The sequence below is a fragment of the Kitasatospora sp. NPDC001527 genome (genome assembly GCF_040298605.1).
In the GTDB taxonomy this organism is placed as follows: domain Bacteria; phylum Actinomycetota; class Actinomycetes; order Streptomycetales; family Streptomycetaceae; genus Kitasatospora.
Genome location: NZ_JBEPAM010000026.1, coordinates 85,180 through 107,090 on the forward strand (window position 1 = coordinate 85,180; position 21,911 = coordinate 107,090).

Sequence of the window (21,911 nt, forward strand, 5' to 3'; positions counted from 1 at the left end):
ACCGAGAAAGGCCCCGTCATGAGCACCGACGCCCGCTTCCCCTACCAGGACCCGACGCTGAGCGTCGACCAGCGCGTCGAGGACCTGCTGAGCCGCCTGCCGCTCGAGGACAAGGCCGGCCTGATGTTCCACCCGCTGGGCAACATCGGCGCGCTCTCGGAGCCCGGCCTCTTCGGCATGCCGTCGATGGCCACCTTCCTGGAGCGGCGCATCAACCACTTCAACATCCTCTGGGCGAGCAGCGCGGGTGACCTCGCCGCCTGGCACAACAACCTCCAGCGCAGCGTCCTGGAGCGCCCGCTGGGCATCCCGGTCACCATCTCCAGCGACCCGCGCCACTCCTTCACCGACAACCCGGCCACCGCGCTGCTGGCCGGCCCGTTCTCGCAGTGGCCCGAACCGCTCGGCTTCGCCGCCGTCGGCTCGCCCGAGCTGGTGCGCCGCTGGGCGGACACCGTGCGCCGCGAGTACCTGGCCGTCGGCATCCGGGTCGCGCTGCACCCGCAGATCGACCTCGCCACCGAGCCGCGCTGGGCGCGCATCAGCGCCACCTTCGGCGAGGACGCCGACCTCACCTCCGAGCTGGCCGTCGCCTACGTGCGCGGGCTCCAGGGCGAGGAGGTCGGGGCGGAGTCGGTCTCGGCGATGGCCAAGCACTTCCCGGGCGGCGGCCCGCAGCTGAACGGTGAGGACCCGCACTTCCCGTACGGCCGCGAGCAGGTCTACCCGGGCGACCAGTTCGACTACCACCTCAAGCCGTTCGAGGCCGTCATCGGGGCCGGCGTCGCGCAGATGATGCCCTACTACGGCATGCCGGTCGGCACCGAGCACGAGGAGGTCGGCTTCGGCTTCAACAAGGGGATCATCACCGGCCTGCTGCGCGAGCGGCTCGGCTACGACGGCATCGTCTGCACCGACTGGGCCATCCTCGCCGACAAGTTCTGGGGCGTGGAGGAGCTCACGTACGAGGAGCGCATGCTCAAGTCGCTGGACGCCGGGGTGGACCAGTTCGGCGGCGAGTTCCGCCCGCAGGCGCTGGTGGACCTGGTCAGGACCGGGAGGGTGACCGAGCAGCGCGTCGACGTCTCGGCGCGCCGGCTGCTGCGCGAGAAGTTCCGGCTCGGCCTGTTCGACCGGCCGTACGTGGACGAGGCCACCGCCGAAGCGACCGTGGGCGCCGCCGGGGCGCGCGCCGAGGGCCTGGCGGCGCAGGCGGCCGCGTCCGTCCTGCTGGTCAACGCCGCCGAGGGGCCGGCCCGGCTGCCGCTCGCCCCGGGCGGCCTGAAGGTCTACGCGGAGGGGCTGTCCGCCGAGGCGCTCGGTGGCCGGGCGCAGCTCGTCGCCACGCCGCAGGAGGCGGACGTGGCGGTGCTGCGGCTGGCGGCGCCGTTCGAGCCGCGCGGCGAGGAGGGCTCCCTGGAGTCCTTCTTCCACGCGGGATCGCTCGACTTCCCGGAGGAGGAGACCGAGCGCGTGCGGCGGATCTGCGCCACCGTGCCGACCGTGGTCGACGTGTACCTGGACCGGCCGGCGATCCTGACCGGTCTGGCCGGGCACGTCGCGTCGCTGATCGTCAACTTCGGTGCGCAGGAGCAGGCCTTCGCGAAGGTGCTGTTCGGCGAGGAGCGGCCGCAGGGCTCGCTGCCGTTCGACCTGCCGTCCTCGATGGCGGCCGTCGAGGCGAGCCGGCCGGACGTGCCGTTCGACACCGCCGACCCGCTGTTCCGCTTCGGCCACGGCCTGCGCTACGAGGGCTGAGGCCCGTCCCCGCTCGGCCCGCCGCCTCCCGGTGGCGGGCCGACCGGCGCTAACCGAGGGCCCAGGCGATCAGGGAGAGGGTGGCCATCGAGACCAGCGTCGAGGCGAGCACCGTGTCCCGGGCGAACGCGGCGCCGTGCCCGTACTCGCGCGCGTAGGTGAACGCGTTCTGCGCGGTCGGCAGCGCCGAGAACAGCACCACGGTGAGCAACTGGTGCGGCGGCAGGTCGAGCACCAGTGCGCCGACCGCCCAGGCCGTCAGCGGCTGGACGAGGGTCTTGAGCGTGACCGCGGTGCCGACCTCCAGGTAGCGGGAGGCGCCGGTGACGGCGGGCGGGTGGCGGAGCGAGAGGCCGAGGGCCACCAGCGCGGTGGGCACGGCGGCGCCGCCGAGCAGTTCGCAGGAACGATTCAGCTCGGCGGGCGGCCGCCAGCCCGTCGCCGACAGCACGGTGCCCAGGGCGACGGCCAGCAGGATCGGGTTGCGCAGCGGAAGGGTGAGCGCGGCCCGCAGCCCCGCACGCCCGGAGTCGAGCACGGTCAGCACCGCCGGGGTGACCAGCAGGATCTGGAACAGCACCACCGGGCCGACGAAGGACGCGTCGCCGAGGACCTGGGTGGCCACCGGGATCCCCAGGTTGGCCGAGTTGACGTACCCGGCCGCCATCGCGCCGAGCGCCCGCTCCGGCACCCCGCGCCCGAACAGCCGGTGGGAGGCGAGCAGCCCGAGCCCGCCCGCGACCAGCGTGCTCGCCGTGAACGCCACCATCGACGGGTTGGCGAACCGGTCCAGCGGGGTGCGGGCGATCATCAGGAACAGGGCCGCCGGCATGGCCGCGTGGAAGACGAACCGGTTCAGCACCTGCTCGGCGTGCTCGCCGAGCAGGCCGCCCCGGCCGAGCAGGTAGCCGACGCCGGTCAGCGCCCAGATCGGGGCGAAACCGGACAGCAGCGGGTGCAGGCTGGGCATGGCTCCTCGGTGCGGGTTTCGCGGTGCCGGGCTCGGACGGGACGCCGGAAGTCAATCAGGCGTACGAACGGCCGCGGTGGGCAGGCCCCCGCACGGCCCGGCACCTACGATGGCCGGATGGAGTACCTGAGCCTGGCCGAGGTCGAGCGGATCGCCCGGGACGCCCACGCGGGGCAGACCGACAAGAACGGCCACCCCTACACCGAGCACCTGGCGGCGGTCGCCCACGGTGTGGCCGCGCGCGGCGGCAGCGAGGAGCAGATCGCGGCCGGCTGGCTGCACGACGCCATCGAGGACGACGCGCTGACCCGGGAGTGGCTGGCCGGCGCCGCCCTCGGCGCCGGCACCAAGGCCATCGTGGACGCGCTCACCAAGCGGCCCGGCGAGCCGCTGGAGGAGTACACCGCGCGCATCCTGGCCACCCCCGGGGCGCTGGTCGTCAAGCAGGCCGACCTCGCGCACAACGCCGACCCGGCCCGGCTGGCGAGCCTCGACCCGGCCACCGCCGAGCGGCTCGCCGCCAAGTACCGCCGGACCCGCGAACTGCTCGGCCTGGACCCGGACTCCGCCTGACACCCGGTCAATTCGACGCGGCGGCCGGAACGAAGCGGGCGAACGGGTCGCCGGAACGGGCGCAGTGCCCGGCGAGCAGTGCGCGGAACCGGTCGAGCAGGGCCGAATGCCGGGCGTCCACCGCGAGGTTGACCATCTCGCCCGGATCCCCGGCGAGATCGAACAGCTGCTCACGGTGGTCGCCCCAGGCGTAGCAGACGTACTTGTGCCGATCGTCCCGGATCATCCGGCCGAGGGCGTTGTTGAACCCGGGCAGCTCCCAGCGGGTCTCCGCCACCACCGTCTCGCGCGGTTCCGGGGCGCGCACGCTGCGCCCCGGCAGGCCGGGCGGCGCGGGGACGCCGGCGAGGTCGCAGAGGGTGGGCAGGAGGTCGGGGCCGGTCGACACCAGCCGGTCGCTGACCTCGCCCGCCGCGCTGCCGGGCCCGCTGACCAGGAACGGCACCCGCACCGACTCCTCGAACAGGGCCCACTTCTGGCTCCAGCCGTGCGCGCCGGCGCCGTCGCCGTGGTCGGAGGTGAACACCACGACGGTCTCCCGTCCGGTCCGGCGCCGGTGCTCGCGCAGCCCGTCCAGCACGGTGCCGAGGTTCGCGTCGACCCGTTCGACCAGCGCGTAGTACGCGTGCCGGTAGCGCCGCCAGTCGTCCTCGCGCCACTCGGCGGTCGGGTGGGTGTGCGCCCAGGCCCGCTGGGCGAGCCGGGGGAGGCGCGCCTCGTACGGCGCGGGCGGGAAGTTGGCGGGCAGCGGCGGGCACTCGGCGGCCGGCGGCGGGGCGGGCAGCGGGCCGGTCCTCGGGTCCTGGCCGCGTGCCCACTCGCAGATGCCGTGCGGCTCCAGGAAGGAGAGCACGAGGAGGAACGGGCGCGGGCGCGGGCGGTGGAGGAACGCGGCGGCGGCGCGGGCGAGTCCGGCGTCGTCCCCGGCGGGGTGGATGCGGCGGAAGCCGCGGCCCTCGGGCAGGTCGAGTTCGGGCAGGTGCCACTTGCCGCCGTAGGCGCAGTCGTACCCGGCCTCGGCGAACACCCGGCCCAGCAGGGGCTCGGGGGCGGTTCCGTCCGGGCCGAGGGCCTCGTTGCCGGTGACGCCGAGCGCGCTGGGCAGTTGCCCGGTGAGCAGGCTGGCCCGGGACGGCGCGCAGAGCGGCTGGGCGCAGTACGCCTGCCGGTAGCGGGTGCCGGCGGCGGCCAGCGCGTCCAGGTGCGGGGTGTCGAGGTGCGGGTTCCCGGCGGCGCTCATCGCGTCGGAGGTCTGCTGGTCCGTCAGGACGACGAGGACGTCGGGTCGTCGGTCGGTCACGTCAGGCCATCCGTTCGTAGGTGCGGCGGTCGAGCGCCCGGCGGAGCGGCTCACCGAGCGTCCACCGCTCGAACTCGCCCACCACCAGGTCGCCGAGGCGTCGCCGCTCCAGCGCCTGGCTGCCGGCCAGGTGCGGGGTGACCACGACGTTCGGCAGGGTGAACAGCGGCGAGCCGGGCAGCGGCGGTTCAGGGTCGGTGACGTCCAGCACGGCGAACAGGTCGGGCCGTTCGGCGAGGACGTCGAGCAGGGCCGGCTCGTCCAGGACGGCGCCGCGCGCGGTGTTGACCAGGGTGGCGCCGGGCTTCATGGAGGCGAGCAGCCGCCGCCCGACCAGGCCCCGGGTCTCCGGGACGAGCGGGGTGTGGACGCTCACCACGTCGGCGGTGGCGAAGAGTTCGTCCAGCCCGACCGCCCGCACTCCGGGCGGCGGCGCGGCGTACGGGTCGTGGGCGATGACGTGCAGGTCGTAGCCGCGCAGCCGCTCGCAGACCAGCCGCCCGGTCTCGCCGAGCGACAGCACGCCGACGGTGGCACCGTACGCGCCGGGGGCCCGGCCCACCCGGACGGGCGCGCGGGCGGCGCGGGCGGCGAGCACGTGCCGCCAGCCGTCCTTGAGCGCGTAGACGATCTGCGCGACGGTGAACTCGGCGACCGGCACGGCGTTGGCGTGGGCGGCGGTGACGATCGGGACGCCGGTGGCCCAGAACTCCTCGGTGGCGATCCGGCGCACCGACCCGGCCGCGTACAGCACCAGGGCCAGCCGGGGCATCCGCTCCAGCGCCGCGGCGTCCAGGACGGGCCCGCCCCAGCCGGTGAACAGCACCTCGACGTCGCGCAGCGCGTCCGGCGCGGCGGTGAGCCGCTCGGGGCCCCAGACACCGCCGGGCGCGGCCGGGTCCGCGACGAGTTCCGCGCGCGCCGACACCCGGGCGAGGGCCTCGGGGCCGTAGACGTCGGGGAACCGGGCCGGGTCCATGGCGAAGGCGGCCGCGAACATCCGGGACTCCTTTGGTCGAGTGGCCACGAGGAGTTTCTATCACATTGAGAAATAGTGGGCCCCTTCGTGCGGGGGAGCCTCAGCGCGTGATGAAGGTGGCCCCGTCGGCGAGCCGGACGGCGGCCGCGGCGGCGCCCACCAGCTCGGTGGTGGTCGAGTGCACCACCATCAGCCGCGGCAGTACCGGCACCCGGCCCTGCAGCCGGGACTCGATCGCGGGCAGCAGCTCGCCGCCGCTCTCCCAGAGCAACCGCCCGCCCAGCGCGATGAGTTCGGGGCCGAGCACACTGGTCAGATTGGCCACCAGCAGGGCCAGGTCGTCGGTGAACTCGTCCACCAGCCGGACCGCCGCCGGCACGCCCTCCCGGGCCAGCCGGAACAGTTCGGCGACCCGCTCGGCCGACGTCCCCGAGACGGTCAGCCCGGCCTCCGCGATCCGCCGGTCGACGGCGTGGTCGCCGATCCGCGCCTGGGTGTCCCCGGTGCGCCCCAGCGGGCGGTCCAGCGCCCGGCGGTCGCCCATCAGGTAGCCCAGCGCCCCCGCCGACCCCAGCCGGCCCCGGTGCAGCCGGCCGCCCAGCACGATGCCGGCGCCGACCTCGATCCCGACCACCACCGCGGCGAGGTCGCCCACCCCGGCGCCCGCCTCGCCGTGCTGGACGGCGAGGGCGACCAGGTCCACATTGCTCTCGACCGCCACCGGGATGCCCAGCCGCTCCTGGAGCAGCGTGCGCAGCCGCAGCCCGGGCCAGTCCAGCGCCGGGGCGAACTCCACCAGCCCGGTCCGGTCCCGGACCACCCCCGGCACCCCGACCACCAGCGCGCGCGGCGCCCCCGCGTGCCGTGCGGCCCACGTCCGCAGCCCGTCCACCAGCGTCAGCAGTGGCCCGGTGAGGTCCTCGGCGGAGGGCTCGCGGGTCCGGTCCGGCCCGAGTTCCGGCGCCCAGTGGTGCTCGGCCTCGTGCAGCACGGCGCCGTGCAGGTCGGCGACCACCCCGACGATCCGGCGCGGGCGCATCGCCACCGCGAGCACCGTCTGGGCCCCGGCGTTGTAGCGGATCAGCTGCGGCGGCCGCCCGCCGCTGGACGGCGCCCGCTCGGCCTCCACCACCACCAGCCCCGCCGTCCGCAGCACCTCGACCAGCCGGTGCACGGTCGCCGTCGACAACCCGCTCTCGGCCGCCAGCCGCTGCCGGGACAGCGAGCCGTGCCGGCGCAGCACCTCCAGCAGCACGGTCTGGTTGACCTGCGCCACGGTCTGCGTGGTGGCGGTCGCCGGGGTGCGGGGGGACTGGGGCACCGGATGCTCCTCGGTCGGCGCCGGGCGGGGCCCGAACGGTGGGCGGGACTTCGTCTCGGCCCGAATATATCCGAGCGCCCCGGGCCGACTCGGGTGTCTCGTGCCGCGACCGGTCCGGGAACGCCCGAAGGCCCGGCCGCGCGGATCGCGCGCGGCCGGGCCGTGGGTCACCCCGGTGGTCCCTGTCCGACCCCGGGGTGAGGGGGGACAGATGGTCCGGAAGCGGATGTGCCTACTGGTCGGCTTAGTACCAGTGGTGGGTCTGCCAGAACGCCCAGGCGTTGTTCGGGCTGCCGTAGCGCTCGTTCATGTAGTCCAGCGCCCAGCGGATCTGGGTGGTCGGGTTGGTCTTCCAGTCGGCGCCGTGCGTCGCCATCTTGGAACCCGGCAGCGCCTGCGCCAGGCCGTACGCGCCCGAGGACGGGTTGACCGCGGTCACGTTCCAGCTGGACTCGTGGGCGATGATCTGCTTGAACGAGGCGAGCTGGTTGGCCGGCACGATCTGCGCGGCGATGGTCTGCGGCGAGGCGCTCGCGGCGGAGGCGGTGGCGGGAACCAGGCCGGCGCCCAGGGCGGTCACGGCGGCGGCACCGGCGAGAACGGCGGCGGAGGTACGCATACGAAGCTTGAAAGCGGGCATGAAGAACAAGACCTCAATCAGGTTGGGCCGGTGCTCGCCCCGCCCGGACCGTGGCCGGACAGGGGCTGAAACGGTCGCGGGGCGTGCACCGGACAGTCGTTGTGAAGCGCCGCGCTCCGGTGGGACAGGTACCGGGTGCGGCTGGCGACGAGACCAATTGTTGCCAGACGGGTTTAGGCGCTGCCAAGACCCCTCCGCTACGACGCGCCGTCGTAGCGATCTCGTGCGCCGTCGATTCGAAGGCCCCCCGCCGGGCCCCCTGACCTGCGACGCCGCCACCCCCGCCCGGGTATCGGCCCGGGCACTACCGCCCGTCGTGCCGACGGAATCCCTGTGAGCGCACTCACCGCCCGGCGGCCCCCGCCGTCACCCACCGCCACCACCGCCACCACGCCCCGTCGCGGATGATCTGAGACCGCCGCCACAGACGGGGCACCGACGGTCAGAACGGAACGACGATCCCGGCCTCCCGCAGCCGGATCAACGCGTACCCCATGCACTCCGCGGCGGAGGCGCCGTCGGCCCGGAAGGGCTCCGCCAGCGGTCCGCCTCCGGCGGTGAAGGTCCACGGCGGCCGTCCGTCCCGGACCCGCTCCGCATCGACCCGGATCATGGCGTTCACACCCTGCTCGCCGAGCCATTCCAGGATCAGCAGCGTGACGTCCTCCACCCCGCTGTCCGGATCCGGCTTCACCCACCGGTTCTTCGGCCCCCGGCCCCTCGACACGCTCATACCGGCGAAACCTATCGGCAGCCGACCTCCCCGTCGGGCGGGAGGGTGCCGTGCTGGCAGGCTGAGCCCATGGACGATCTTGTCGGCACCCAGGCACCGGCCCGCCGCCTGACCGACCCCGCCGACGCGGTCGGAGAACTGGAGCGCGCGGTACCGGGCTTGGCCGCGTTGCGCCTGCCGGAGCGCAGGGCCGTCGACTGGCAGGTGATCGAGACCGAACTGGGGGTGGCGCTGCCGGGCGACTACAAGCTGCTTCGCGATCGCTACCCGCCGTTCGTGCTCGGCGACTTCCTCGGTTTCGGCGGCCCGGATCCCGGCCACGAGCGCCGCTGGGCGCTCGGGAGGATCGAGGGCCTGGAAGACGTCGCGGAGCTGTGCGAGGAAGCCGACCTCGCCGTGCCGCTCCACCCCTATCCCCACCCGGGCGGCCTGCTGCCCTGGGCCGGGTCGAACCAGGGAGACCTCTTCCTCTGGACGACCAGCCCGGCCGGCCCCGACGAGTGGACGGTCACCGTCGCGTCACGCAGCTCCGCCTGGTGGCACTACACCGGCGGCGCCGTCCAGTTCCTCGCCGACCTGGTCAGCGGCGCGGTGCACCCCTGGGCCCTGCCGAGGATCCGGCCCGAGATCCTGGCCCCGTGAACTCCGGGACCGCGCTGCCTGAGGAGTGGGAAGTCGGTCCGGCCGACTTCCCACTCCGGGAGCGGTCATCGGGGTATGCGGTGGCCGCCGTGGGGGTAGGGCTGGCGGGCGATCCAGGTGTATTCGGTGGTGCCGTCGGGGAGTGCTCGGAGCTCCCAGCGTCCGTGGCGGGTGATGGGTGGCGGGGACAGGGCGTCGCGCATGCGCAGGCTGGTGATGACACTGATGATCACCGTAGCGAGCACGATGGCGAGGAGAGCCGCGAGTGCCCCGCCGACGAGGAAGCGGCTCATCAAGCCACTCGTCCGATGCGGTGGAGGTCCGGTGCGCTGCCCCATCCGTGGACCGGGAGCTGAAGATCCGGGGCATGGGTGAGCCAGACGATCTTGCCGGGGCCGGACCGCTCCCACCCCCAACCGAAGGCCAACGCCTCCACCAGCAGCAGGCCGCGGCCGCCGGTCGCGTCGGGGTCCGTTTCGCGTAGGCGCAACGACGGGCAGCGGTCAGCGACTTCGATCCGCAGCAGCCCGCAGGCCCACCGGACGGTGACTGTGCAGCGCTCGCCGGCGTGCTCGATCGCGTTGGTGATCAGCTCGCCCGCGCACAGCTCCACTTCCCCGAGCGCCTCCGCCGACAGGGGTACGCCCCATTTCCTCGCGTCCTTCGAGGTCACCTTCCTGGACGCGGCCGCCGGAAAGGGCGTCCCCACTCCGGCGGCCGAGCAGTGACGGCGGACGACCGCCGAGCGTTCGGGGCCCGTAACGCGCAGCTGCGCAAGCAGCGCGGCATGAACCAGGAGCAACTGGCCGCTGCCATCAACCGGACGGCGAGTTGGGTGTCGCAGGTGGAACGAGGCGTCCAGCCCGTGGTGCGCCTCGACGTCCTCCGACTCCTGGCCGATGAGCTCGGCGTCTCGGTCCAGACCCTGCGGCCGGACGCCCCGTCGGCGCCGGCCGCAGCTCCGGTGCTGGGAAAGGAAGCGCCCAACGATCTCGACCGGGTGAGGCTTCTGCTGTCGGGACACCCCGCGCTGGACGTGCTGCTCGGCGTGGACCGGTCGGTGGATGCACGGGATCCCACCGGCCTCGCCGCCGACGTCGACGAGATCTGGGACCTGACCCACGCGGCGCGGTTCGCCGAACTCGGTGCCGCTGTCGGCCGGACCCTGCCGGTCCTGGAACGGGCGGCGAGGACGGTGGCACCGGAGGACCGCCCCGGGATCCACCTCCTCCTCAGCCGTACCTATCAGGCGCTCGCCGCGGCGTTCGTCCGGCAGGACGAGGACGATGCGGCCTGGGTCGCCGCCGACCGGGCCATCCGGGCGGCCGAGCAGTCCGGCGAGCCGCTCCAGGTGTGCGCCGGGATCTACCGTCTGGCGCACGTGTTCATCCGGCTGCGCAGGCTCGACCAGGCCGAGCACACGGCGTCCGCCGCGCTGGCGGCTCTGCGGGCGCGGAGCGGTGGCGAGGATCCGGAGACGCTCTCCGTCCTCGGCTCGCTGCACCTCGTCCTCGCGCTCGCCGCCGCCCGGGGAGGTCGGCGTGAGCGGGCGCGGAAGGAGATGGCCGAGGCGCGCGCGGTCGCGGCGCGCCTCGGAGCGGACCGGAACGACTTCAACCTTGAGTTCGGGCCCACCAATGTGGAGATCCAGGCCGTCTCGACTGCCGTCGAACTCGGGGACGCGGGCGAGGCGCTGGACCTCGGCCGGCAGATCGATCCGAGCGGGCTGTCGGCGGAGCGCAGATCCCGGCTCCTGATCGACCTGGGCAGGGCGCACGCGCAGCGGCGGCAGCTCGGGGAGGCCGTGGATGCGCTGCTCAGCGCTGAGGAGCTGGCGCCCGAGACCGTGCGGACCCACGTCGCCGCCCGGGCCACGATCCGCGAACTCGTGCTCATCGCCGGAAGGAGTGCACCGGGCGAGCTGCTGCGCCTCGCTGAGCGTGCCGACGCCGTCGAGTAGTTCGGACAGGGGGCGCGTCAGCCCTTGTGGCATACCGGGTCGGTCGAGTGGCCGGACAGGTACACCCGTTCGTCGGAGGTGAGGTCGCGGTCGACGGACTGGCAGATCTTCCGGATCGCATCGGAGGGCTGGGGCGGAGCGACGTTCCACAGGATGGCCGTGAGGTCGTTGCCGCCGGTGGCCAGGGTGCGGCCGTCGGGGCTGAACGCGACCGTGAAGACCGCGTCGGTGTGGCCGGTGAGGGCGGCGCGGCTCTTGCCGCTGGCCAGGTTCCACAGCTGCACGGTGGAGTCGGCACTGCCGGTGGCGAGGGTCTTCCCGTCCGGGCTGACCGCCACGGCCCACACGGCGTCGGTGTGGCCGGTGAGGGCGGCGCGGCTCTTGCCGGTGTCCACGTCCCACAGCCGCACGGTGGAGTCGGCACTGCCGGTGGCGAGCGTCTTCCCGTCCGGGCTGAACGCTACCGAGAGAACGGTACCGGTGTGCCCCTTGAGGGTGGCGCGGGCGGACTTCTCGGCGATGTCCCACAACTGCGCGTTCCGGTAGACGTCGCCGGTGGCGAGGGTCCTCCCGTCCGGGCTGAACGCCATGACCTGCACGTCGGAGGTGTGGAGCGAGGTACGGGCGGTACCGGCGGGGACGTCCCACACCTTGGTGGTGTCGGTGCTGTTCGTGGCGAGGATCCTCCCGTCCGGGCTGAACGCCATGGTCGACACGACGTCGGTATGGCCCCTGAGGTCGGTGAGCTTCTTGCCGGTGGCCACTTCCCAGAGCGAGACCGTGAAGTCGGCTTCGCCGATGGCGAGGGTCTTCCCGTCCGGGCTGACCGCCAGTGCGCCCGCGATGTCGGACCGGCCGTTCAGGGAACTGTGGTAGGTGCGGTTCGCGACGTCCCACACCCGGACCGCGGCGTCGTCGCTGCCGACGGTGAGGGTCTTTCCGTCGGGGCTGAACGCGACCGTGTTCACCCCCGACGTGTGGCCGCGCAGGTCGGTACCGGTCGAGAGGTCCCACAGCCGGGCGGTGGTGTCGACACTGCCGGTGGCGAGCGTCTTCCCGTCGGGGCTGAACGCGACGGAGAACACGCTGTCGACGTGGCCCTTGAGCGCGGTGCGCGTGAAACCGGTCTCGATGTCCCACAACCGCGCGCTCTTGTCGGCGCTGCCGGTGGCGACGGTCTTTCCGTCGGCACTGAACGCGACCGACTCCACCCCGCCCGTGTGGCCGGTGAGGGTGGCGAGGGTCGATCCGGTGTCGACCTCCCACAGCTTCGCGGTCTGGTCCTCGCTGGCGGTGGCGACGGTCTTTCCGTCCGGGCTGAACGCCACCCATGTCACGGACGCGCTGTGGCCTTCGAGAGGGGTGCGGGTGGATCCGGTACCCACGTCCCACAACCGGGCGGTGCCGTCAAGGCTCGCGGTGGCGAGGGTCTTCCCGTCGCGGCTGAAGGCCACGGAGTACACGCTGTCGGTGTGACCTTTGAGGACGCGGGTGGTACCGGTGGTGACGTCGATCAGGTTCAGGTCCGAGCCGTCGCCGGTGGCGAGGGTCCTTCCGTCGGGGCTGAACGCCACCGCGGTCACGATGCCGTTGTGGCTCTCCAGGGTGGTGCGGGAGGACCCGGTGTCGACGTCCCACAGCTGGGCGGTACCGTCGAAGCTCGCGGTGGCGAGGGTCTTCCCGTCGGGGCTGAAGGCCACGGAGAAGACGCTGTTGGTGTGTCCGGTGAGCGTGTCGAGTGTCTTCCCGGTGTCGACGTCCCACAGCCGTACGGACTTGTCGTCGCCCGCGGTGGCGAGGATCTTCCCGTCGGGGCTGAACGCCACCGTGTCCACCGCCTCCGTGTGGCCCGCCAGGCGCCGCTTCAACGGCAGGAGCGCCGCGTTCCCCAGGCTCTCGACGGACTGGGGCGTGTGGCTGGTGTTGTACGCCGCGATGGCCAGCAGCGCCGCGGCGTCGGGGTTGGTGGCCCTGAGCGTGTCGGACTGGGCGGCGAACTGCCGTGACAGGGAGTCCTCCCGTTCCGTGGTCACCGTCCGCCACTGCCAGAGGGCTCCCGCGGCGGCGACCAGGGCGACGACGAGCAGGCCGGCCAGGATCGCGTTGAGCCGCCTGCTGCGCCGCATGACGGTCTGCTGGCGCTGCCGGCTCGCGGTGAGGAACGCGCTGATGTCGCCCGGCAGGTGGCGCCGGTCCGCCCAGTCGAGGCCCTCGGCGAGTGCCGTCCCGCCGAGCAGGTCCCCCGGGTCCTTCCGTTCGGCCCACGCGGCCCGTCGTCTGCGCGTGCTCTCCAGCCAGCCCTGGAAGCGGTGGTCCTGCTCCACCCAGTCCTGGAGCGTGCCCCATTCGCGGATGAGCGCGTCGTGCATCAGCTCGGCCACCGGCTGTCCGGCCGGCGGCTGGGGGCCGGCGGCGGTGCGCGGGGCGCGGGTCATGATGATCCGGTGGCGGGTGAGCGCGGCGACCACCTCGTCGACGGCCCGGTCGCTCTCGGGCGTGGCCTCGGTGCTGGCGGCCAGCTCGCGCAGTTCGCGCAGCGGGAGCTGCTCCCGGATGGCCGGGATCTGGTAGCCGGGCTCGGCGGGCCGTACCAGGGAGGTCAGGATCCGCCGGGCGATGGGAAGTTGCTCGCCGGTCAGTTGCCGGAGCGCGGAGTCGCACCAGGTGGTGAGGCCCCCGGTGACTCCGCCGATGCGCTGGTAGGCGTCGTGGGTGAGGTAGCCGTTCCGGCGCCGCTGCCACAGCTGGCTGAGCGTCAGTTCCAGCAGTGGCAGGACGGTGACGGGCGCCCGGTTGCCCGGCGCTCCGCCGGGGGCGGCCTCCAGGATGTCGGTGATGATCTGCTGGGGCAGGCCGGCCTCGAAGTGGGCGCCGACGGACCGGGCGGGCCGGGTGATGATGTCGTGCAGCTCGCTCCGGCTGAGGGTGCTCGGCAGGTTGAGCAGGCCCGGCATCGCCTTCTCCAGCAACGCCGGTGCCAGGGCGGCCAGTTGCGGGTAGAAGTCGTCGCGCATGACCAGCACCACGCTGACCGGGACGGCCGAGTCGGCGAGCGCGGTGAGCTGCTCCGCGACCGCCACGACCTCCCGCTGCCGGCCGTTGGTGGACCGGGCGAGGAATTCCTCGAACTGGTCGACGACCAGCAGGATCCGCTCCCGGTCGGGTTCCTTCGCCAGCCTGCGGGTGACGGCGGCGGCGATCCCGTCCCGGCGTGCCCCGGGCAGCCCGGCGCGTTCCAGCTCGGCCAGCAGGTCCTGCCGCGGACGGACGAGCACCGGCAGCCACCGGTCACTGCCCGGCAGTTGGCCCTCGGCCAGCGCGGGCAGGACACCGGCCTGCACGAGGGACGACTTGCCCGAACCGGAGGGGCCGAGCAGCAGCGTCAGCCGCTGCTGGTGGGCCAGATCGGCCAGCACCTGCCGCACCGCGTCCTCCCGGCCCTCGAACCACCGGGCCTCCTCCGCGGTGAACGACTCCAGCCCCCGGTAGGGGCAGACGTCCGTCAGGGCCAGGTCGGGCCAGACCTCCCGCAGGACCTCCGCGGGGGTGACGTACGCGATGCCCTGGCCCCGCTCGTAGTCGTCGGGCGCCGCGATCTCGGTCAGCATGCCGATGACCAGGCCGGTCATCTCGTCGAGCACCGGACCGCCGCTGAACCCGGTGGTCAGGTCGTTGGCCGAGGTCAGCTGGAGGTGGGCGCCGCCGCGTTCACCGGCCGGCAGCAGGTCGCCGGCCACGCCGAAGCCGAAGTGCCCGCCCGGCGGGGCCTGGGCGGGGAACCCGAACGACCGCACCTGGTGGCCCCGGCAGCCCTCCGGGGAGCCCAGCGGCAACGCCGCCGTCCCCGGCACGGTACGGGCCAGGCGGAGGACGGCCACGTCGTCGCCGTCGGGGTCGCGCCAAGGTTCCTCCAGGACGCGGCCCTCGACCAGGGGTGAGCCGTCGACGTTGGGGAAGGCCAGCCGCACCTGCTCGCCGGGCCCGGCCCCGGCGGCGCGCACGACGTGCGCACAGGTCAGCAGGACGTCCTCGCCGACCAGGAAGCCCGCTCCGACGGCCGCGCCGCCCGGCCCGAGCACCAGGGCCACGGCCGGGAGCAGCTCGCCCGCGCGACCGCCGTCCGGCGACCGGTCCGCGCTAGCCACCGGCCGTGCCCGGCCGGGCGGCGGCCGGAGCGACGGGGCTGCCCTGCCGCCACAGCGCCCTCACCAGCAGGTGGCAGTTGGCGGCGCTCTTCGTGATCACGGCCCCGGCCTCGAAGGAGAGGTCGACGCCGAACTCCACCGCGATCTCGTCGGGGCCGATCCGGCGCAGCTCGGTGAGCGCCGCGTGGGCGGCCGCGGTGACCGGTACGAGGGCGCCCTGCAGGGTCGTCGGCAGATCACGGACGGCCTCGCCGACCCGGCCGGCCTTCACGGGCCCCTCCGCGCCGCCGGGAGCCTCGATCAGCACCCAGCCGCCGTCCTCCAGCGGAATGCGAGCCAGCCCTGCCACGGCCTCCTCCTTCGGCGTCGCGGGTGTCGCGGCCATTCGCATCGTCATCCGCCGCCCGGAACGCCGCACCCGGACCTGGCCATCCGGACGACCCGCGGTGCGGCAGCGGGCCCCGGCCGGCGTCAGTCCGTGGCGAGGAGGTCGCCCAGGCGGCGGTGGCGGGTGGTGCGGGCGGTGAGGCGGGCGGGGGCGGGGGTGGCGGTGAGGGTGCCGAGGGCGGTGGCGACGGCGTGGCCGAGGCGGTCGCAGAAGGCGGCGGGTTCGTCTGCCGCGTCGGGGAGTTCGGCGACCACCCGGTCGACCAGGCCGACGGCGGCGAGGTCGTGGGCGGTGATGCCCTGGGCGCGGGCCAGCTCCGGGGCGTGGGCGCCGTCGCGGTGGACGATGGCCGAGGCGCCCTCCGGTGGGAGCGGGGCGAGCCAGGCGTTGGCGGCGGCGAGGACGTGGTCGGCGGGGAGCAGGGCGAGCGCGCCGCCGCCGGAGCCCTGGCCGAGGAGGACGGCCAGGACCGGGGTGCGCAGGGCGAGCAGGGTGGTGAGGCAGTGGGCGATCTCGACGGCCACGCCGTCCAGCTCGGCCTGGACGGAGAGCTCGGCGCCCGCCGTGTCGACGACCGTCACGAGGGGGAGGCCGAGTTGCTCGGCGACCCGGGCGGTACGGCGGACGGCGCGCAGGTCGGCGGCGGTGAACGGGCGCTCGTGGGCACCCGTCTGCCGCTGCTGGCCGACGACCACGGCCGGCTGCCCGTCCAGCACGGCGAGCGCCCGCACCAGCGCGCCGTCCCGGCCGCCGGGGGCGTCGAGGAGCACCAGCTCCTCGGCGGTGCGGCGCAGCAGCTCGCGGGTGCCCGGGCGGTCGGGGCGCCGGGTGCGCCGGACGGCCTCCCAGGCGTCGGGCCGCGCGGCGGGTTCGGCGGCGGCGGGTTCGGTGGCAACGGGTGCGGTCGCGGGCAGCGCCCGGCGGGTCAGGACGGACAGGGAGCGGCGCAGGACCTCGCGCAGTTCCTCGGGCGCGACCACCGCGTCGACCAGCCCGCGTTCGGCGAGCGTCTCGGCGCGCTGCACCTCGGGGGGAAGCTCGACGCCCCGCAGCTCCTCGTAGACGCGCGGGCCGAGGAAGCCCAGCCGCGCGCCCGGTTCGGCGAACACCAGCTGCCCGAGCGTGCCCCAGGAGGCGAACACCCCGCCCATGGTGGGGTTGCGCAGGTAGCTGAGGTACGGCAGGCCGGCCGCCCGGTGGGCCTGGACGGCGGAGGTGATCCGCAGCATGCAGAGGAACGCGGCCGTGCCCTCCTGCATCCGGGTCCCGCCGGAGACCGGCAGCGCGACCAGCGGGAGCCGTTCGGCGGTGGCCCGCTCGACGGCGCGGGTGATCCGTTCGGCGGTGGCCACGCCGATGGACCCGCCGAGGAAGCCGAACTCGGAGGCGACCAGGGCCACCGGCTCCCCACCGATCCGGCCGAGGCCGGTGAGCACGGCCTCGTCGACGCCGGTGCGCTCGCGCGCCCGGGTCAGGCTCGCCCGGTAGGCGGCGGCCACGGGCCCGGCGGTCGGCGGAGCGTCCCAGCTCACGAAGCCGCCGGGGTCGACCAGCAGCCCGATCAGCTGGTGCGCCGTCAGGGAAACGCTCATCTGCTCCACCCCATCGCCCGATCCGGGTCCGCACCGACGAAGATCACGATAGGGCGCCGGGGCTTCGCCGTGGGGGATTGGGCGGCGGGTGTGAGGAGGCCGACAGCCGACGGGTGCGGGCCTCGTCGTAGCGGAGGGTCACCAGGTGGGCGAAGGCGTCGTGGGTGCCGAGCGGCGCGCCGGTCCAAGGGGCGCCCGCACCGCCGTCGCTCCGGAGGAGAGGCCTTCCCCCGGGCCGGCAGATCCACCCGCCCGTGCGCGGCTACACCGGCGGCCGCGGGTCGTACTGGATGCCGCGCCGCACCCGGCGGGCCCGCTCCACCGAGGCGAGCCGGGCCACCAGGTGCAGCGCCATGTCCATCCCCGCCGAGATCCCCGCCGAGGTGATCACGTCCCCGTCGTCGACGAACCGCTCCTCCCGCCGCACCTCGGCGGTCGGCTCCAGCTCGGCCAGCAGGTCGAGCGACGCCCAGTGCGTGGTGACCGGCCGCCCGCGCAGCAGGCCCGCCTTCGCGTACACCAGCGCCCCGGTGCAGACGCTGGTCATCAGCGGCACCGACGCGGCCAGCTCCCGCACCCGCGCCAGGTGCTCCTCGTCCGCCAGCAGCGGCCGGGTGCCCCGCCCGCCCGGGTGCACCACCACGTCCGGGGCCGGCATCGACGCCCACGCGTGGTGCGCCTGCACCGTCAGCCCCTTGGCGCACTCCACCGGTCCGCCGTCGCGCGAGACGCACGACACCCGCCAGCCGTCCTCGGGGAAATTGCGCGTCCAGTAGGCGAGCACCTCCCACGGGCCGATGGCGTCCAGCTCCTCGACGCCGGGGAACAGCATGATCGCGATGTGGCGGAGCCGGCCGGTCGTCGGGCCGTCCTGGGCGCTGATGTCCATGGCCCCGGATTCAAGCAGAGCCCCGACGATCCCGTCCGGCAATAAACGCCAGGGTCGCCGGGGCCGGGGCATGGCAACGAGCGGAACGGGCGGGGCTGGCCGTCCCGCGTCAGGAACCCGTACGGACCGGGCCCGCGCGCGTCAGGGCTCCGTCAACGACCCCCCCGCCCCCGGCCCGCCCGGCTTGGCTGGTGACCGACGACACCGGTCACCGCACCGGTCACCAGCCAGAAGGACGGACAGCACCATGGCGGACGAGCCGACAGACCTCCCCAGCACGGCCGGGGTTCCCGGGGACGACGGCCGGGGCCGCGTCGTCGTCGGCGTCAGCGGCTCGCTCGGCAGCCTCGCCGCCCTGCACCGCGCCGTCGCCGAAGCCCGCCGGCTGGACGCCGAGGTGCTCGCCGTGCACTGCTGGACCCCGGTCGGCGGCGAGTTCGGCTACCGCCGCTCGCCCTGCCCGCCGCTGCTGTCCGCCTGCCGCGACGCGGCAGCCGCCCGGCTGCGCGACGCCCTCGACCAGGCCTTCGGCGGCGCCTGGGCCGGCGTCCGGCTGCGCAGCATCGCCGTCCGCGGCGAGACCGGCCAGGCCCTGGTCCGCTGCGCCGACCGGCCGGACGACCTGCTCGTGCTCGGCGCCGGCGGCCGCGGCGCCCTCGCCCGGGTCCTGCACCCGTCGATCACCGCCTACTGCACCCGGCACGCCACCTGCCCGGTGCTCGCCGTCCCCAAGCCGCCGCTGCAACGCGAACTGGAGGACCTGGAGCGCCACCCCCGCACCCGCCTGACGGTGACGGCGTGACCGCCCGCCTCACCCCCGCCGTGTCGGCCGCGGTCGCCCTGACCGCCTCCGCCGCCCTGCTCCCCGTCCTCGGCGTCCTCGGCGAACTCCGCCCCACCTGGGTGGCGCTCGCCGCCTACGCCGCCCTGGCCGCCGCCGTCGGCCGCCGCTCCCGCCCGCCCGCCGCCCCGCTGATCGGCCTCGCCGCCTGGCTCTTCCACAACGGCTTCGTCGAGCACCGCCACGGGACCCTCGCCCTCACCAGCCCCACCCTCGAAGCCGCCCACCTCCTCCTGTTCACCACCGCCGCCCTCGCCCTCACCGTCCACCGCCGCACCGAGCCCGCAGCGTTCCCTCCGCCCGGCGACCGGTCCGCAGCCGTCGCGCGATTTCCCCTATGAGGTGTCAACTCGCTGACAGTCAATGGGGAGGGGGACATCGGTGTTCGAGCAGGCCGAGGATGCGGACGCGACCCTCGGTGCGGCAGAGGAGGGCGTCCACGCGCTCGATTTCCTGATCTCGATCGACGACACCGAGCGGTCGTCCACGGTCGGCGAGAAGGGCCTCTTCGGTCGTCGCGACGGTGCGGCCGGCGAGGCCTCGGTCCGCAGCATCCCCGTCGTGGTCCTCCGGGAGAACCTCCAGCGCACCGTCGACGGCCTCCAGGCCGTGCTCGGCGAGATCCGGGTCCCGGAGGGCGGCATGCCGCTCAAGCAGGCGCAGGCCCGGCCGCAGCGGATCCGGATCGGGACCAAGACCGAGCTCGACGACTTCGTGCTGTTCGAGAAGAAGAGCCCCGCCGACGCCGCATCGCGACTGGAGGCCCTTGGCTTCACCCTCTCCACCGAGGTCACCTACACAAGGCCGGACGGCGGCGCGCGGGAGAGCGGGCCGTCCGACGGTTCCTCGTGGCCGGGCCAGGTGCTCTGACCTGGTAGTGTTCTTCCTGTCGCGAGCGAGATGATCGCTCGTCAGGCGTCAGTGGTGCTACCAGAGCACGTCCCACTTTCAGTGGGGAGAGTCCGTGCGACCCGGGCCTGGCGCTCCAAGGCCGAGCGGGCCCGGTACCTGAGAACACAGGTACCGGGCCCGCTCGCGTTGCGTCGGCATGCCGGCACGCCAGCGCGTCAGGAGCGCCCCGCGGCGCGGGCGAGGAGGGCGGCGGTGGCCCGGCCGGCGCGGGTGGCGTGGTCGGTGGTGGCGGGGACGCAGTGGCCGACGGCGGGGTCGAACTCGGCGAGGATGACGCCGGCGTGGTCGGTGTCGAGCGCGAGGTACTCGGCGGCCGGGGTGCGCAGGGCGGCGTTCAGCGCCTCGGAGGTCCCGGTGGGGACGAGATCGTCGCGGGTGCCGTGGACGAGGAAGAGCGGGACGGGGGAGGGGCGGTCGGCCAGGGCGGCGAGGGGGGCTTCGCCGGTGGTGACCGCCGCGCGCTCGTAGCGCGAGGCGATGCCGACGACTGCCGTGGGGCGCAGGTCGGCGGGGGTTTCGGGGTGGGTGGCCACGGCTATCGCCTCGCGGCCGGACATCGACCAGCCGGCCAGCACGAAGCCGAGCTCCGGGTCGCCGCCGTGGTCGGTCGCGTGGCGGCGCGCGTGGCGCAGAGAGGCGAGCAGGTGCGCGCGGCCGCTGTCCTCCCCGTCGGAGCGCCAGTCGGGGGCGAGCACCAGCAGGCCGTGCCCGGCCACCGCCCGGGCGAGCGGGGCGACTTCGTGCCGGCTGTCGGGTGCCTTCCCGTGCCAGAGCAGGACAACCGGCCACGGACCGGAGGCGCCGGCCGGCGGGCGGTACACGTCCATCGGGCGCCCGGGGGCGTACTCGGCGGTCACGGTGGCGGCCGTGCTCGGAGCGTCGGCGCTGGTCATGAGGGTGGCTCCTGTGGTTCGGGCAGGTGTTCAGGCCTGGTAGTGTTCTTCCTGTCGCGAGGGAGATGATCTCTCGTCAGGCGTCAGCGGTACTACCAGAGTACGTCCCACTTTCAGTGGGGAGAGTCCGTGCGACCCGGGCCTGGCGCTCCATCACCGGGAGGGGCCCGGCACCTGAATCACAGGTGCCGGGCCCCTTTCGCGTCTACGGGACCGGGCGGTCGGAGCCGAGCTCGCGGGAGATGCGCAGGCCGACCTGGGCGACCACCGGGCCGAGGGCGCGGACGCGGGCGGCGGTCATCCGGGAGGTGAGGCCGGAGACCGAGAGCGCGGCGGTGACCTCGCCGGTGTGGTCGAAGATCGGGGCGGCGACGCAGCGCACCTCGGGCTCGTTCTCCCGGTCGTCGATGGAGTAGCCCCGGGCGCGGATCCGGGCGAGGTCGGCGCGCAGGTGGGTCTCGTCGGAGATGGTCCAGGCGGTGACCGGGCGCAGTCCGGCGGCGACGACCTCGGCGACGGCCTCCTCGGGGAGCCAGGCCAGGATCGCCTTTCCGGTCGCGGTGCAGTAGGCGGGGGCCCGGCTGCCGACCCGGGAGGCCATCCGGACGTTGGTCTCGTCCTCGACCTTGTCCAGGTAGACGATGCCCGGCGCCTGCCAGACGGTGAGGTGGACGGTCTCGCCGGCCTCGCGCTGGAGGCGGCGCAGGTGCTCGGCGGCGACGCTGCGCAGGTCGAGGGTGGAGAGGTAGGCCTGGCCGAGGCGGAGCGAGCCGTGTCCGAGCCGGAACCAGCCGGTCTCCCGGTCGCGGTCGAGCAGGTGCTCGTCCAGCAGCGGGCCGGTCAGCCGGAGCACGGTGGACTTGTTGAGGTCGAGCGCCTCGGCGAGCTGGGCGAGCGGGACGCCGCGCCCGTCGCCGTGGTCGCGGACGTAGCCGAGGACGGACAGCGCCCGGCGCAGCGAGGAGGACTGGTTGCGCTCGCCCGCCGCCTTCTTCGGTTTCGCGGTGGTGGCCGAGCCGGCCGTCTGCTCCGTCATGCGGTCCGTTCCCCTCTCGTTCCGCCGCCGGACGGCAGCGGTTGTCGAACGGTACCGCTTCCGGGCGTGTCGGCCCCGTTTTCGATACAGCGTTGTGCAGTGCAAAACTTCGCGAACCGGCTCTTGTTGCCCGTGAGCGCCCCCGCCTAACGTCCCTGGCATCGAGCAGGCGACGCAGCCCACCCGAGCGGTCGCCCTGCCGTACCCACGTCGCACCACCCCCACATTCACGCGTTCAGCACGCACCCACCATCGGCCCCGGTCAGGGCCTGCTTCGACGTGCCCGTCCCCAGCGGCGCACGTCTCGGCGGCAGCTGTCGGGAGGGGAGGTTCCACACC

At 74.4% G+C, this 21,911-nt stretch carries 21 protein-coding genes; 7 read left to right on the top strand and 14 right to left on the bottom strand.

Features of this window, described 5'->3' with window-relative positions:
* Positions 1-18: 18 nt before the first annotated feature.
* Positions 19-1,758, top strand: a complete 1,740-nt coding sequence (locus ABT238_RS22990; protein ID WP_350783129.1) for a glycoside hydrolase family 3 protein — start codon at positions 19-21, stop codon at positions 1,756-1,758.
* A gap of 49 nt (positions 1,759-1,807) precedes the next feature.
* Here ABT238_RS22990 and ABT238_RS22995 read toward each other — a convergent pair whose 3' ends face one another.
* Complete coding sequence (locus tag ABT238_RS22995) at positions 1,808-2,728, bottom strand: AEC family transporter (protein WP_350783135.1); 921 nt, start codon at positions 2,726-2,728, stop codon at positions 1,808-1,810.
* A gap of 117 nt (positions 2,729-2,845) precedes the next feature.
* On the opposite strand from ABT238_RS22995, the gene ABT238_RS23000 reads away from it, so the two are divergent.
* Entirely contained in the window at positions 2,846-3,301 is a 456-nt protein-coding gene (locus ABT238_RS23000) for an HD domain-containing protein (protein WP_350783141.1), read from the top strand.
* A 7-nt stretch (positions 3,302-3,308) separates the two neighbouring features.
* Here ABT238_RS23000 and ABT238_RS23005 read toward each other — a convergent pair whose 3' ends face one another.
* The 5 genes from ABT238_RS23005 to ABT238_RS23025 form a co-directional block, all read right to left on the bottom strand.
* Positions 3,309-4,601 carry a sulfatase family protein gene (locus ABT238_RS23005; RefSeq protein WP_350783150.1) on the bottom strand — a complete coding sequence of 431 codons (1,293 nt, stop codon included), beginning with the start codon at positions 4,599-4,601 and terminating at the stop codon, positions 3,309-3,311.
* A gap of 1 nt (position 4,602) precedes the next feature.
* Positions 4,603-5,628 carry a hydroxyacid dehydrogenase gene (locus ABT238_RS23010; RefSeq protein ID WP_350561322.1) on the bottom strand — a complete coding sequence of 342 codons (1,026 nt, stop codon included), beginning with the start codon at positions 5,626-5,628 and terminating at the stop codon, positions 4,603-4,605.
* A 52-nt stretch (positions 5,629-5,680) separates the two neighbouring features.
* The gene (locus ABT238_RS23015; protein ID WP_350783159.1) at positions 5,681-6,901 is read right to left on the bottom strand and encodes an ROK family transcriptional regulator; all 1,221 of its coding nucleotides are present in this window, start codon (positions 6,899-6,901) and stop codon (positions 5,681-5,683) included.
* 244 nt (positions 6,902-7,145) lie between these two features.
* A complete protein-coding gene (locus tag ABT238_RS23020; RefSeq protein ID WP_350561326.1) occupies positions 7,146-7,520 on the bottom strand; it encodes an aggregation-promoting factor C-terminal-like domain-containing protein in 375 nt (124 codons plus the stop codon).
* A 463-nt stretch (positions 7,521-7,983) separates the two neighbouring features.
* Positions 7,984-8,274: a hypothetical protein gene (locus tag ABT238_RS23025; RefSeq protein WP_350783173.1), complete on the bottom strand. Its 291-nt coding sequence runs from the start codon at positions 8,272-8,274 to the stop codon at positions 7,984-7,986.
* A 69-nt stretch (positions 8,275-8,343) separates the two neighbouring features.
* Here ABT238_RS23025 and ABT238_RS23030 point away from each other — a divergent pair, with 69 nt between their 5' ends.
* On the top strand, positions 8,344-8,916 hold the full coding sequence (locus tag ABT238_RS23030; protein ID WP_350783182.1) for an SMI1/KNR4 family protein: 573 nt from the start codon (positions 8,344-8,346) through the stop codon (positions 8,914-8,916).
* 65 nt (positions 8,917-8,981) lie between these two features.
* Here the strand turns inward: ABT238_RS23030 and ABT238_RS23035 are convergent, their stop codons facing one another.
* Positions 8,982-9,209 carry a hypothetical protein gene (locus ABT238_RS23035; protein WP_350783193.1) on the bottom strand — a complete coding sequence of 76 codons (228 nt, stop codon included), beginning with the start codon at positions 9,207-9,209 and terminating at the stop codon, positions 8,982-8,984.
* Positions 9,209-9,589 (bottom strand): ATP-binding protein, encoded by a 381-nt coding sequence (locus ABT238_RS23040; protein ID WP_350783205.1) that lies wholly within the window; start codon positions 9,587-9,589, stop codon positions 9,209-9,211. The genes ABT238_RS23035 and ABT238_RS23040 overlap by 1 nt, the downstream gene beginning before the upstream one ends.
* Before the next feature lie 51 nt (positions 9,590-9,640).
* Between ABT238_RS23040 and ABT238_RS23045 the strand changes: the two genes are divergently transcribed.
* The gene (locus tag ABT238_RS23045) at positions 9,641-10,876 is read left to right on the top strand and encodes a helix-turn-helix domain-containing protein (protein WP_350783218.1); all 1,236 of its coding nucleotides are present in this window, start codon (positions 9,641-9,643) and stop codon (positions 10,874-10,876) included.
* 17 nt (positions 10,877-10,893) lie between these two features.
* Here ABT238_RS23045 and ABT238_RS23050 read toward each other — a convergent pair whose 3' ends face one another.
* The 4 genes from ABT238_RS23050 to ABT238_RS23065 all read right to left on the bottom strand — a co-directional run bounded on the left by ABT238_RS23050 (position 10,894) and on the right by ABT238_RS23065 (position 17,890).
* Complete coding sequence (locus ABT238_RS23050) at positions 10,894-15,021, bottom strand: nSTAND1 domain-containing NTPase (protein WP_350783228.1); 4,128 nt, start codon at positions 15,019-15,021, stop codon at positions 10,894-10,896.
* Positions 15,014-15,370 (bottom strand): CU044_2847 family protein, encoded by a 357-nt coding sequence (locus ABT238_RS23055; RefSeq protein WP_350783239.1) that lies wholly within the window; start codon positions 15,368-15,370, stop codon positions 15,014-15,016. Before ABT238_RS23055 ends, ABT238_RS23050 begins: the two co-directional genes overlap by 8 nt.
* 122 nt (positions 15,371-15,492) lie before the next feature.
* On the bottom strand, positions 15,493-17,001 hold the full coding sequence (locus tag ABT238_RS23060; RefSeq protein WP_350561342.1) for a carboxyl transferase domain-containing protein: 1,509 nt from the start codon (positions 16,999-17,001) through the stop codon (positions 15,493-15,495).
* Positions 17,002-17,263: 262 nt separating this feature from the next.
* Positions 17,264-17,890, bottom strand: coding sequence for a DJ-1/PfpI family protein (locus tag ABT238_RS23065; RefSeq protein ID WP_350561344.1), 627 nt, complete (start codon positions 17,888-17,890; stop codon positions 17,264-17,266).
* A gap of 247 nt (positions 17,891-18,137) precedes the next feature.
* Here ABT238_RS23065 and ABT238_RS23070 point away from each other — a divergent pair, with 247 nt between their 5' ends.
* Genes ABT238_RS23070 through ABT238_RS23080 form a run of 3 tightly spaced genes read left to right on the top strand, consistent with a single transcriptional unit; the run spans position 18,138 to position 19,601 of the window.
* Positions 18,138-18,692, top strand: coding sequence for a universal stress protein (locus ABT238_RS23070; protein WP_350783271.1), 555 nt, complete (start codon positions 18,138-18,140; stop codon positions 18,690-18,692).
* On the top strand, positions 18,689-19,072 hold the full coding sequence (locus ABT238_RS23075) for a hypothetical protein (protein ID WP_350783279.1): 384 nt from the start codon (positions 18,689-18,691) through the stop codon (positions 19,070-19,072). The genes ABT238_RS23070 and ABT238_RS23075 overlap by 4 nt, the downstream gene beginning before the upstream one ends.
* Positions 19,073-19,112: 40 nt before the next feature.
* A complete protein-coding gene (locus ABT238_RS23080) occupies positions 19,113-19,601 on the top strand; it encodes a hypothetical protein (RefSeq protein WP_350561350.1) in 489 nt (162 codons plus the stop codon).
* Between the two features lie 197 nt (positions 19,602-19,798).
* Here ABT238_RS23080 and ABT238_RS23085 read toward each other — a convergent pair whose 3' ends face one another.
* Together ABT238_RS23085 and ABT238_RS23090 are read right to left on the bottom strand one after the other, a co-directional pair.
* Positions 19,799-20,536: an alpha/beta hydrolase family protein gene (locus ABT238_RS23085; RefSeq protein WP_350561352.1), complete on the bottom strand. Its 738-nt coding sequence runs from the start codon at positions 20,534-20,536 to the stop codon at positions 19,799-19,801.
* Between the two features lie 205 nt (positions 20,537-20,741).
* Positions 20,742-21,572 carry an IclR family transcriptional regulator gene (locus ABT238_RS23090; RefSeq protein ID WP_350561354.1) on the bottom strand — a complete coding sequence of 277 codons (831 nt, stop codon included), beginning with the start codon at positions 21,570-21,572 and terminating at the stop codon, positions 20,742-20,744.
* Positions 21,573-21,911: the final 339 nt, after the last annotated feature.